The following is an 11,961-nucleotide window of genomic DNA, read 5'->3' as shown; positions in this document are numbered from 1 at the left end:
ATATTGGTTAGCGTGAGGTTGACTACGTCTTGCGACGACTGAAACTATTTTTCGGAGTGGGGCGTAGAGTCGCTTATGACCAACGATCACCCGAGATTATGGCTTGCTGCGGCGATCGAGGCAAAAAGCCATAGGCAGATGTATGCAATCGCTATTGAGATCGCGGAAGCCGGAACTTTGGCTTCTCCGGAGATTCGGAAGGCGGCTCGAAATCTCGCTCGTTCGCTCCACGGCGTAATCGAACTACCGATTGCAGACGCAAGCGTTTTAGCAAAAGCTGACCGACGGTTCGCTGTGTTGTGCGAGCTTTTGAAGAAAGCTGCTTCTGGAACACCGCCAAGTTTCGCTGCGTAAGCGAATCTCAATAGATTGCGGGATGCGTTACCTTTGGACGCCGACAACGACCGAGACGTACATGCTTGAAACGTCCGTCTCGGTCGTCCAGCATCTCCGCAAGGCGATGCCAAGACACTGACATGTTATCAGGCTTTTTGATTAAGGAATTGTAGCGGGGTCGCATCTCCGGCCTCAGCAACCGGTTAACGTTATAGCGGAGCATGACGGTAGAAGGTGACAACCAACTCCGACACGCTCCGCTTACCATCTGAAACGGCATCCCAGAGGCACATCATCGGCAAGAGGGGGTATCTGCCGATAACGGAATTAATATTAGCATATTCTACTATAATGGCAATCGGAGCGTTACGTGCTGAACCGCGTCGGGAGTGTCGGAGGCAGCGCGGAACAAAACCATCGCAACACTACTATGATCAACGCTGGCAACAACGCAATAATGTTAGCCTTTACCGCGTAGCCTGGGTTGGCAGCGATTTCTCTAGCAGCGCACAATTGGCCGATTGCGCAGCCCCAGATTAGCCCGGACATTATCGGAAGTTTCTCAAGCCCGAAAGCAGCAAGACCAAAACCAGCACCTATCAGGCCAAGCCATATCCACGCTGTTACTTTCACAAACCGCATTCTCGCGCTCCAAGCCATCTACTGCAATCATGCCGTCTTCTGCTTTCGGCTCCTTGAATATGGGAGGCGTACTATGTGTTTGGTGGTAGGTATGCAAGAACCAGCCGTTGTGTCCCGCGTACATCGGCAGGAATCCTGTCGCGGGAGAGTCCGGCAGGCCGGTTCTGGATGTAGCCACAGAGGTTCACATGACGCCTGAGAGACGCCGCGAGATATTCGAAACGGTCCGCAACAAAGCCCATTCACTTGGATTGCAATTCGAGGACGATCCCACGTACTTAAACGCTGTCGAAGAGTGGATTGCGGGATCGATCACCGCAGAGAATCTTCGAAACCACTACCAGGAGCTGTTGGAAGGTCGCGAGAAAGAGAAGCGTTTGTCGTACTTCGTCAAGCACTGTCTCCAGGAAGTCTGATGATGACCAAATTCGGCCTCCGTACGGCCGGGCTGTCGAAGGGAGAAATTCGGTTGTTCACTTTTAAGTTACCCCTTCTGCCATCCTTTCAGCGGCGGATGAGCGGCGCAACGGTCCAATCGTAGACTGTTTCGGAGGTTGTTCATCTAAGCATCAACGGCTGAATGACTGAAAATCTTGAGAAGCTAGAAACGGAAACCGTGGTCGTGACAAGAACCGTTTAGCGCTTCAGCTATGACGTTGCGCTATTCAGCTGGGCTTGGAACCTGCGCTCCTGACCTTAGCGTAAAATCTGAATAAGCCTCGGAACAATACATACTCCTTTTTGCTTCTGCACCAAACGGGGTAGAATGTAGCGTGACAAACGTACTCATTGTTGAAGACGAACCGATCCTGGCCATGTTGGCAGAGGATGCAGTAATTGAACTCGGATTTAACGTCGTTGGCATTGAAGCAAGCCGTGATGAAGTTCCGCCGTTTGGCCGCATCGAAGTCGCCTTTGTAGACTGCAACTTGCTCGATGGCCCGACAGGACCTGATATAGGACGAGAACTTGCCACTGCTGGTGTCACCGTTGTTTTCATGACGGCAAATCCTGAAATACTTGGCGATGGCGTTCCAAAAGCGCTCGGGGTGATCAGCAAACCACTTCTACCTCTAGAGTTGACGACAGTGATTCAGTTTGCGGTTGACAGCCGCAATGGAATGAAAGCCGTCGCCCCTAGTCGCTTCAGGACATTCGTCTAAACGAGAGGAGTCGGCATCCTCAGTTACAGCACCAGTCTGGGGTAGTCTGTGTAGCCCTCCGGGCCCTCACCATAGAACGTGTCCCTATTCGGTGTGTTCAGAGGAAGGTTCCGTCGAAGGCGCTCGGCAAGGTCCGGGTTTGAAATATAGTCGCGACCGAATGCCACTGCGTCGGCATCTCCCGCCTCGATAAGTCGCTCCCCGTCTTGCTTGGACATGAGTTCGTTGGCGATGACCGGGCCACCGAAGCGGCGCTTGATCTCGCCGAGCAGGCTATCTTCGGCTTCAATTTCGCGGACGAAAATGAAGGCGATCTTCCGTCTGGCGAGTTCGTCGGCGACGAAGCCGAAAATTGCCTTGGGATTGCTGTCGCCCATATCGTGTTCCTCGCCGCGAGGTCGCAGGTGCACTCCGACATGATCAGCGTCCCAAACTTCGATCAGTACATCAACGATCTCAAGCAGGAGTCTGGCACGGTTCTCGACTGAGCCACCGTAGCGATCAGTACGCTTGTTGGTCTTGTCTTGCAGGAACTGATCAATGAGATAGCCATTGGCCGCATGCAGCTCAACGCCGTCGAAGCCAGCGGCCTTTGCTCGCTCCGCGCCCCGTCGGAAGTCCTCGACAATGCCAGGTATTTCGTCTGTCTCCAACGCCCGTGGAACAGGATGAGGTCGTTTCGGGCGTAGTCCCGAGACATGACCAGCCGCAGCGATTGCGCTGGGCGCAACAGGAAGCTGGCCGTCAAGGAGTTCTGGATCGGAGATGCGCCCAACATGCCAAAGCTGCAGGAAGATGCGACCTCCGGCATCGTGGACCTGCTTCGTGACGTGTTGCCAACCGTTGACCTGCTCATCGTTCCATATCCCGGCCGTGCCCAAGTAGCCTACGCCTTGCGGAGATACAGACGTCGCTTCGCTCAGGATCAGCCCGGCTCCAGCCCGTTGTCGATAGTATTCAGCCATCAATGAGTTTGGCACACGGTCAACGCCAGAGCGCTTGCGCGTAAGCGGGGCCATGATGACGCGGTTCGGCAGCTCAAGAGCGCCTACCTTCAAAGGATCGAACAAACGGGACATCAAAATCTCCTTGGTTGGTATGGATATGGCCCTAACGCCTTCTGGAGACAATTGCCCCTCTGGTTGTCGTACTGTACACTTGAAGTCGTCAATTGGAGCGAGTGTTAAGTGGCTCTTACGAACCCTTTTGGTGGCGTAGAAATCTTTATCGCGGTTGTGAAGGCTGGCTCATTCACAGCGGCCGCAACACAGTTCGGTATCACCAAGTCCGCTGTCGCGAAGGCGGTCGCCCAGTTGGAAGGTCGACTTGGCGTGACGCTGCTACATCGGACAACGCGTCGGCTATCGCTGACACTCGATGGCCAGGCCTACCTCGGGCAAGCCGAAACTGCATTCGATCTGCTCCGGTCAGCAGAAGACGTTGCGCGGTCGAAGGCTAGCACTGTTCGAGGAATACTACGGGTTGACATGCCAGCGGCGTTCGGTCGGCGGATCGCCATGCCGATCCTGTTGAACATTCTCAGGGCCCACCCCGACCTTCGCTTGGAGGCGAGCTTCTCGGATAGGGTCATCGACCCTGTTGAGGAGGGGGTAGACTTATGTCTGCGTTTCGGCAAGTTGCCTGACCGAACTGACATTGCTGCTCGACCACTTGGATCACAGCGCCTCGTTCTTTGCGCGGCACCGCGCTATCTCGATGATGCAGGGGAACCCACGGACCTACGCGATCTTCAAAATCACACCTGCATTCTCGGAGGCTCGCAATCTAGAGCCGCGCCTTGGCGTTTCATCGAGAGCGATGGGCGCGTGAAGTCAGTTGATCCAATTGCAACCCATCTGGTGAGCGACGGGGAGGTGGTCATCGATATGGCAGTTGCCGGTTTCGGCTTATGCCAAATGCCGCAGTCTCTTCTGCAGCCTTACATCGAACGGAAAGAGCTAGTCGAAGTGCTGCCTGAACGGTGCCAGGTGCAGTCGCCGTTCAACGCTGTTTGGCCCGCGACCCGTGCGATACTCCCCCGGGTCCGGACTGTGGTGGATGAGCTTGTTCGACGGGCTCACTCTAAAGCTCTTTAGCAAGCCAATGACCTAGCCACCGTTCAGTAACCGGCCCGAGGTCGTTATGCGAAAGTTACTGCAGGTTCAATTAGTCAGCGATAGAGTAGTAAATTAAATGAATTTCAGCAGAAAATTCGAATGAAGAAAAACGAAGACATCCATCCAGAAGCTGCCGTGGCTCCTGGCTATTTGGCAAATCATGCCGAACGAGTGTTCAACCGGTCGGTAGATAACGCGTTGCGATCCCATGGTATATCGCTGACCCTACTTGGCCCGCTGCTATGGTTGTCTTGGCGCGGGCCTATGCTGCAGAGGGATCTCGTAAAAGCATCGGCCGTGAAGCAGCCCGCGATGGTCGCGACACTCGATAAGTTGGAAGTGGCAGGCTATATTGAGCGTTCCCCCGTGCCAGCTAATAAGCGTGCCTCAACAGTGATCATCACGCCACGCGGCCAAGAACTGGCAGCGCTTGGGCGACAGGTGTTGCTCGACACAAATGCGAGAGGGATGCAGGGCTTCAGCCCTGAAGAGGCTGTGGTTTTCGTAGCGATGCTCCAACGCTTTATCGGCAATCTGGAACGATAAAGGCGATTATATCATTCGTGATGTTTACTTAATATCATGCGTGATGTAATCACGGGACAACAGGAGTATCTGTATGTCCAAACGAGTCCTCATTAGTGGCGCGAGCGTCGCAGGCAACACGACGGCCTGGTGGCTATCTCGATATGGCTCCGAAGTCACGGTTATCGAAAAAGCCCCGGCGTTTCGCGACGGTGGCCAAAACGTCGATGTTCGCGGGGCTGGCCGCGAAGTGTTGCGCAGGATGGGCTTGGAGCAATCGGCGCTCGATCTCACCACTGGAGAGGCGGGAACAGACTGGGTAGATGAGAATGACAACACAATTGCGCGGTTTGCCGTAGCCGATATCGGCGACGGACCGACTGCCGAGCTGGAGATCATGCGCGGCGACATTGCCCGAATGATCTATGACCCGGCAAGCCAGCGAGTAGCCTATCGGTTTGGTGAAACGATACACGCTTTGGAGCAGGATGCCTCAGGCGTCACCGTGCACTTCGCAAGCGGCACAAGCGAACGCTATGACGTCGTGATTGCTGCAGAAGGCGTTGGGTCGCCGACCCGGGAGAAGATATTTCCAGACGAAAACAAACCGAAGTGGATGGATATCACTATCGCGTATTTCGGCATTCCCAAGATTACCGATGACGGCGAATTCTCACGCCAGTACAACACCATCGGGGGGATCGGCGCGACCCTGAAACCGGGTCGCGAAGACAATGTCCATGTATACATGGGTATGCAGAAAAAGCCGGAGGGCGAGAATGAGTGGAGCACCGAGCGTCAGAAGCTCTTCCTGAAGGAGAAATTCTCTCATGCAGGATGGCATTTCCCGCGCATTCTGGACGGCATGTTCAAGACTGACGATTTCTATTTCGATGTCTTGAGGCAGGTTCGGATGGATCGGTGGTCTAACGGCCGAGTGGTGCTGACGGGAGATGCTGCCTGGTGCGCCACGCCATTATCGGGCATTGGAACGACGCTTGCGGTGGTGGGTGGCTATGTGTTGGCAGGCGAATTGTCGAAGACGAATGATCTTCCATCTGCGCTTGCAGCATACGAACGCGTAATGCGGCCTTTCGTAAAGGAAGGGCAAGGTGTACCGAAAATTTTGCCTCGTATGCTCTGGCCTCACTCCCGTATCGGCCTGGCTGTCCTTCGTGGTACGATGCGCGTAGCCGGGACAGCTTTTGTTCGAAAGACTTTTTCGAACTTGTACCTCAGGGACTCGAAGAAGGTCGAACTCCCAAATTATGCAGACACATCGACGGTATAACGGTTCAGGAAACCAGACCATCGGCAGCATCACCACCATTTGAGACGATGCTGTAGCCGCTTATCTGAATTGATACGTCCTCATCCAGGCTTCCGACCTCGGTGAATGTAAGGCTGTCTCGGATTTGCTTCCTCAACCAGCCATTCGCCAGATCGCTATCGGCATGGTTTGCCCAGACCATTTTCACCGGCGGAAATGTTAGGTTTACAGGTAGTGGACTTGTCTCCAGTCCCAGCAGAGCTGCATAGCGAGCAGCGATCCGACTCGGAACCGTTGCAATTACCGGCGCAACCTGCGCCGCCGAGAGTACCGACATATAGCCAGGTGCGGCCGCAATTACGTTCAGTTCTACGCCAGCCATCTCAAGCGCGTCCTTGATACAGCCCTGCAACGTCTCATTTTGTGAGATGGTGGCGTGCTCAGCGGAAAGATAGGCAGCAAGGCCGACCGGGTTCGAAAGCTCCAGCAGCGCAGGGTTAAAGCAGCATGCCATCTCGGGTTCATAGAGCGTCTCGAAAGAACGGCGGCTTGCCTTCGAATAGGTGCAGCCGACCGCGATATCGATGCTTCCATCCTCTAAGGACGGCTCCATAGCGTCGTACGGAAATACCCTAGCCAAAACCTTGAGACCGGGCGCGTCGCGACGTAGGCGCATCGTCAACTCGGGGATTAGCAGCAGTTCGATTTCCGGGGACATGGCAATCCGGAACGTTCGCTCTTCCGTCGCGGGGTCAAAAGCTTGGCTGCCGGTCAACGCCATCTGCGCCTGACGAAGGGCGCGGCGCACGGGGATAGCAAGGCTCCGGGCTCGTGCAGTCGGCTGCATTACCTGACCAACGCGAATAAAGAGATCGTCCTGTAATAGAACCCGGAGCGTCGATAACGAATGGCTCATTGCCGGTTGCTGAATCTTAAGCCGCCGTGCTGCCTTGGTAACATTTCCTTCTGCCATCAGGGCATCGAAGGCCACGAGAAGATTAAGGTCGAACGAGCGCAGATTGAAATGATCGATAGTTGTCATGAGCCACATCGATTTGATTGCTGATAAAGCGATACATACGTGGTCTTCAGGTCAGTTCAAGGCCGTCTCCCGCAAGCCTTCTACCACTTGGAGTTATACATGCAGACCCGACGCTCACTTCTCATCAGCACCACCGGTGCAGCATTTGCTGCGGGTGTCATCGCTTCCCTGCCTGCCACCGCTTTAGCCAAGGCACCAATGATCGGTAAACAGGCCGCAAGCTTTTACCGGATGAAATTGGGTACCTACGAGATCACCGCACTGTCCGACGGCACGGTGAATCTGCCAATGGCGAAAATTTATAAGAACATTACTGAAAGTGACGCAGAGACCTATCTCGCTGGTCATTTCCAGTCGGGTTCAGCCGAAACCTCGGTCAATGCCTTTCTGGTCAATACCGGCGACAAGCTCGTTCTCATCGATGCAGGCACCGGGGACCTGATGGGGCCGTCGCTCGGCAAGCTCGTCTCAAATATCGAGGCTGCTGGCTACAAGGTAGATCAGATAGACGACGTAATTCTTACGCACATCCACGCCGATCATTCTGGCGGGCTCGTCGCCAACGGCGAACCTGTGTTTAAAAACGCGATCCTCCACGTCAACTATCGGGAAGCCGAATTCTGGCTCAATGCCGATGCAGAGGCCAAGGCTGACAGGGTGCTGGGCCCGCAGATAGACCAAGCTGAGAGATGCGTTGGACCCTACGTGAACGCCAAAAAATTCGAAACCTTTGCAGACAACGCCGCCCCGTTGCCCGGCTTTGGTTCTGTGCTGCGGGCTGGCCATACTCCAGGCCACAGCGGCATCATCTTGGAAAGCCAGGGCAAGAAGATCGTGTTCTGGGGTGATGTCGCTCATGGCGACGTCCTGCAGTATGACCATCCGGAAGTTACGGTCGATTTCGACGTCGACCAGACAAGAGCTGCAGAATCACGCGCGATTGCATTCGCCGAAGCGGCAGATCAAAAATATCTGGTCGCAGGGGCTCATCACGCCTTTCCAGGTATTGGTCATGTCCGACGTGACGAGACGAATTATGATTGGGTACCTGTGGTCTACAGCGCCAATTACTGATTTCGGATCAGGCATCGTTTCCGTGACGGTGCCTGATTTATGAAATTATATGCTGGATTGCGTCAGGCTGAAGATGGCCCATCGATCTCGGCCCGAGCTGTTACCCGTAGACACCGTAGCCGATTCAATCGCCGCTCTGCTCCCGGCGTCAAACCTCGCTCTGGATGCTTCGATGTTCTGCCATGTGTCCCAAATCCAGTCGGTATCAACACAGGGCAGCAATTCGGTGTAATATTGCCGCGCCACAAGGCCGTCTTCGGCTCTTGCACGGACGATCTGCAATACTTCGATTCCGCAGGAAACGGGTGGCGTCAAGCGTCCGTGCGTCTGTATCGCTCGGCCTTCAACAATGGAGGCTAACGCATGGGTTTGCTCGAAAACAAGGTCCCGCTGCCGGTTCGAGAAAAGATGCGAGATCATTGCTGGCTCAGGATCAAGCTTCAAGGTTGATGTTAATTTTCATCGCCAAGGGGCAGTAGAGTCTGCCGATTTGACGATCCATTGCCCAAAGGAATGCTCATCCACGTCTGGCCGGTCAAATGTCACTTTCCAGCGCGAGCGAGAATTCGATCTCTTCCGCGACGGAGAGGGCAGTGTCGAGACATTGCTCGTATTAGAGCCCAAGGTCAAAATCGGTGAAATTGTTCTGATCGTTGAGTAAAGCTACCGATGACCGCAATTGCGCAAAGCAGTCAATCTCTTCTATCGGCTCTTTGCGGACAACATGGCTCTGTCGTAAGGTCTCTTTTTTTCTGTGGAGGGCCCAACATGGCAACGCCAATCGTAGTGTCGGTTGATCCAAACTACTCGCTCACTAAGGCCGACACCGAATGTGACGTATGGATCGTCAGTTCGGCGGCCAACTTTATAGCAGCGGATGAGATACGGAGGGCATCTGGCACAAAATCGATGACCGTCTTCCATGATCTAGGTTCACCAGTTGGGAATGCAATTTTTATTTTGCCTTCGGTTTTCGAGCATCATCCGGATGCAGTCGATGCGAGAGTACGCGGCCTCACGAATGAGGAACGCCGACAGGCCATTCAGGATGCAGCTCCTGAGTGGCTCGGCTCATCTGTTGGCGAGGAACTTGTGTTTCGACCCAGCGCATGACTGCAACCAACCGATGACTGCTTCTGGCGCGAAGCGATCCAACTCGCCCCTTCACATTCGATTGGGGTGATGGGGAACTGAAATCAATTGGAAACGTCAGAGCGGTAACGTCATTGCGTTGTGTCGTTGAACGTCTGTGGAAGGTTCGTAACTTGCGTGAGTTTGTCAGTACGTACATCCGAATCCTCCTCGATGTTTCGCTATACAGCCGATTTTCATTGGGTTCTTATGTAAGCCTCGGGTTGATGATCGGTGTTCTAGGGGCTGCGCTCACAGACACCCCGGCGTTCTATTGGGCTGCTGTTGGCATCCTTTTTGGGATTGCAGTCTATGTGCGGATCAGACTTTCTCGCCGGAAACGGGACAGGCATTACCGTCCCTGATGAGGTGCGGGCAGTGGGGTCGCCTATCGGCCCGAACCGGCCATTGCCATGCGTATGGCAACTCTTAAAATACTGCGATGTGATTAAAGTTTTGGTGGGAAGCAAATGGACTCTACAGAGGCAAGAAGCCTTTCGCCTGTTGCAGTGACCGCAACTGCCGCCGACCACATCGAGAGTTTCCACAAAGCGCTCGATCTAATGGCCAGGGAGCGGAGATATTTGACGTTGATGGAGGCGTTCCCGTTTCCAGATACGCAGAAGTTCGTCCTAGATATGATCAAGCAAGGAAACCCGCATTTCGTCGCTACCGTAGAAGATGAGGTTGTTGGCTGGTGTGATATATCCCGCCACTTCTTTCCGGCACATAGACATCGAGGAAGCCTGGGAATGGGTATCATCGAAGCCTACCGGGGCCAAGGTCTAGGGAGGCGTCTCATGCTAGCAGCGTTGAAGCAGGCCCGAGCTTCGGGCTTCATTCGCATCGAACTGTCTGTGCATGCTGACAATGCAAGGGCCATCGCCCTCTACGAGAGGGTTGGCTTCCTCAAGGAAGGTGTTCAGAAGCGCAGCGTCCTTATCGATGGCCGTTTTCTTGACGCCGTTAACATGGCGATCTTACTCGACGAGCAATGACCACAGTTGGCGCAGCTCGCCTTTCGGCCCTTTGCAGCCGTTGAAAATATGCATCGCGACACCCACGTGTTACTTATGGACAGGATACAACAGACGGTAACAATCTTGCTCAGCATACTAGGGTTGACCCTTGGCGCTGTCTGTGGCCTCGAAATCGCGGGAATCTTCGGCTTGCTTATGTTCGCCCTTGTCGGAGCAATTGCTGGCTTGTGTCTGGGCCTTATTGGCTGGCGGATGATTTATCTGCTGGCCTTATTCCCTTAGCCATATCTGCATTTGGCGGAAAGCAGGCTAAGTTCTATTACCGCTAAGCGGACGTCGCTGGCCTGGGCGACCTCGGTAAGGTTGTTGTAAGGCGGTAGAGGAAACCTCCCGCTGCTCCACCCGACGATGCGGCAACTATCATCAGCGCGGGGTGGAGTTCAGTCGAAAGTGTCGGCGCAAGCCACATGAGCGTCGCCAGGGCCAAAAGTCCAGCGAGCAACCCGGCTATCGCGAACGTCCTCTTCCTTTTTGCGCGACACCGATTCAATAACAGCAGCAATACGGCAGCGAATGGCGAGACCAGAAGAAGCAAAGGTATTAGCATTAGGCTTGTAAGCACCCACGCGGCCATGGGAGCGGCCCAACCACCCGGCGCACACACTATCAGGCAACTCACATACGTTCCGACGAGGTGGGCGATAGCCAGGCTACCTGCTGCATCAAGTACCCGGGTCACAAACGACTTTGCAGAAGAGCTATGCTCACCTTTCATTATTCCCTCTAACCGCCGAAGTACCAGCGTTTGAATGGTCCCGGCAAAAATGTGTTTTTTTGCAAAACGTGCCTCAGCTTATTAGACGTCGGCGGTGCGCCAGAATTTCGCCAAGCGCGGTCACACCTTCTGGTTCAAAACAACGGTAACCGCCGTTCTATTCAAAACCCCTTCGGCCACAAGAGGTGGAAGATCGTACCAAAGAATATCGGCAGGGTGGTGCAGGAGATGATTATGAAGGCGATGAAGCCTAAGAAGGGGTGACGCCGCTCCCACCGGCGCAAGACGACCAAGCTCTCTTCGATTTTCATTGGCTTCATCTACTACGGATTGTGATCTCTTGCCACGGCCAGGTCGGAGCAATTCATCAACGCGGTAACAGATGCCGACTAAACCGCGTAATCAGCTCGATCAGTGATCTTGGCGCAAAGGTGCCGATTTCTGCATTCGGGCCAGAGCGGCCGAGCTAAATTCATGGAGACGACTGCAGCATTATACGAGGAAGTGTTCATCAACGACTAAACCACCAGCTCTGCCTCAAGTGCTTTAACTTGTATTTTTCATACATTGCCAACTCGTAGCCGTAGCCTATCCAGAAATCCATGCGCCGCTCTGCCACCAATAATAGGAAACGCCCTGGATAAAGAAATGTTGTCGCACCAAAGAATAGACACCAAAGCAGTATGGGAGGGGTATCGATTAAGAGAGATGCGGGAAAACTGAAGAATGAGCCGATAGCACCGAACAGAAATGGAGCACGTCGTGTCACTGCGAAGCCCCAAAAGAGCCATTCGACCAAGAAGCCGGTCATCATGAGAACCCGACCAATCAGCAATTCTGGTCTGTTTCGTTTGCTCATGGTCCTCACGGCCTACGTTTCGCCCAAAAATTTAAATGCTGATACCG

13 protein-coding genes are annotated in these 11,961 nt (G+C 54.1%); 9 read left to right on the top strand and 4 right to left on the bottom strand.

Annotated features, from left to right (window positions below; all coding sequences use genetic code 11):
- Positions 1–75 precede the first annotated feature (75 nt).
- The 3 genes from IFT66_RS08675 to IFT66_RS08665 all read left to right on the top strand — a co-directional run bounded on the left by IFT66_RS08675 (position 76) and on the right by IFT66_RS08665 (position 2,141).
- Positions 76–354, top strand: coding sequence for a hypothetical protein (locus tag IFT66_RS08675; protein WP_192077362.1), 279 nt, complete (start codon positions 76–78; stop codon positions 352–354).
- An 812-nt stretch (positions 355–1,166) separates the two neighbouring features.
- On the top strand, positions 1,167–1,394 hold the full coding sequence (locus IFT66_RS08670) for a hypothetical protein (protein ID WP_192077361.1): 228 nt from the start codon (positions 1,167–1,169) through the stop codon (positions 1,392–1,394).
- Positions 1,395–1,751: 357 nt separating this feature from the next.
- Entirely contained in the window at positions 1,752–2,141 is a 390-nt protein-coding gene (locus IFT66_RS08665) for a response regulator (protein ID WP_342344759.1), read from the top strand.
- A gap of 23 nt (positions 2,142–2,164) precedes the next feature.
- On the opposite strand, the gene IFT66_RS08660 is transcribed toward IFT66_RS08665, so the two are convergent.
- Entirely contained in the window at positions 2,165–3,220 is a 1,056-nt protein-coding gene (locus tag IFT66_RS08660) for an alkene reductase (protein WP_192077360.1), read from the bottom strand.
- A gap of 108 nt (positions 3,221–3,328) precedes the next feature.
- On the opposite strand from IFT66_RS08660, the gene IFT66_RS23515 reads away from it, so the two are divergent.
- The 3 genes from IFT66_RS23515 (at position 3,329) to IFT66_RS08645 (ending at position 6,074) form a co-directional block, all read left to right on the top strand.
- Positions 3,329–4,237 carry a LysR substrate-binding domain-containing protein gene (locus tag IFT66_RS23515; protein WP_192077359.1) on the top strand — a complete coding sequence of 303 codons (909 nt, stop codon included), beginning with the start codon at positions 3,329–3,331 and terminating at the stop codon, positions 4,235–4,237.
- A 120-nt stretch (positions 4,238–4,357) separates the two neighbouring features.
- Positions 4,358–4,804 (top strand): MarR family winged helix-turn-helix transcriptional regulator, encoded by a 447-nt coding sequence (locus tag IFT66_RS08650; protein ID WP_062577410.1) that lies wholly within the window; start codon positions 4,358–4,360, stop codon positions 4,802–4,804.
- Positions 4,805–4,877: 73 nt separating this feature from the next.
- The gene (locus IFT66_RS08645) at positions 4,878–6,074 is read left to right on the top strand and encodes an FAD-dependent monooxygenase (RefSeq protein ID WP_192077358.1); all 1,197 of its coding nucleotides are present in this window, start codon (positions 4,878–4,880) and stop codon (positions 6,072–6,074) included.
- 4 nt (positions 6,075–6,078) lie between these two features.
- Here IFT66_RS08645 and IFT66_RS08640 read toward each other — a convergent pair whose 3' ends face one another.
- Entirely contained in the window at positions 6,079–7,095 is a 1,017-nt protein-coding gene (locus tag IFT66_RS08640) for a LysR substrate-binding domain-containing protein (RefSeq protein WP_192077357.1), read from the bottom strand.
- Positions 7,096–7,194: 99 nt separating this feature from the next.
- Between IFT66_RS08640 and IFT66_RS08635 the strand changes: the two genes are divergently transcribed.
- Positions 7,195–8,169: an MBL fold metallo-hydrolase gene (locus IFT66_RS08635; protein ID WP_192077356.1), complete on the top strand. Its 975-nt coding sequence runs from the start codon at positions 7,195–7,197 to the stop codon at positions 8,167–8,169.
- A 45-nt stretch (positions 8,170–8,214) separates the two neighbouring features.
- Here the strand turns inward: IFT66_RS08635 and IFT66_RS08630 are convergent, their stop codons facing one another.
- Entirely contained in the window at positions 8,215–8,589 is a 375-nt protein-coding gene (locus tag IFT66_RS08630) for a hypothetical protein (protein WP_192077355.1), read from the bottom strand.
- 348 nt (positions 8,590–8,937) lie between these two features.
- Here IFT66_RS08630 and IFT66_RS08625 point away from each other — a divergent pair, with 348 nt between their 5' ends.
- On the top strand, positions 8,938–9,282 hold the full coding sequence (locus IFT66_RS08625) for a hypothetical protein (RefSeq protein ID WP_192077354.1): 345 nt from the start codon (positions 8,938–8,940) through the stop codon (positions 9,280–9,282).
- A 488-nt stretch (positions 9,283–9,770) separates the two neighbouring features.
- Complete coding sequence (locus IFT66_RS08620; RefSeq protein WP_192077353.1) at positions 9,771–10,298, top strand: GNAT family N-acetyltransferase; 528 nt, start codon at positions 9,771–9,773, stop codon at positions 10,296–10,298.
- Positions 10,299–11,566: 1,268 nt separating this feature from the next.
- On the opposite strand, the gene IFT66_RS08615 is transcribed toward IFT66_RS08620, so the two are convergent.
- Positions 11,567–11,914 carry a hypothetical protein gene (locus tag IFT66_RS08615; RefSeq protein WP_192077352.1) on the bottom strand — a complete coding sequence of 116 codons (348 nt, stop codon included), beginning with the start codon at positions 11,912–11,914 and terminating at the stop codon, positions 11,567–11,569.
- Between the last annotated feature and the right edge of the window lie 47 nt (positions 11,915–11,961).

The organism is Rhizobium sp. CFBP 13726 (genome assembly GCF_014841925.1).
Lineage (GTDB): Bacteria > Pseudomonadota > Alphaproteobacteria > Rhizobiales > Rhizobiaceae > Neorhizobium > Neorhizobium soli.
This window is presented reverse-complemented; position numbering and strand designations above follow the sequence as displayed.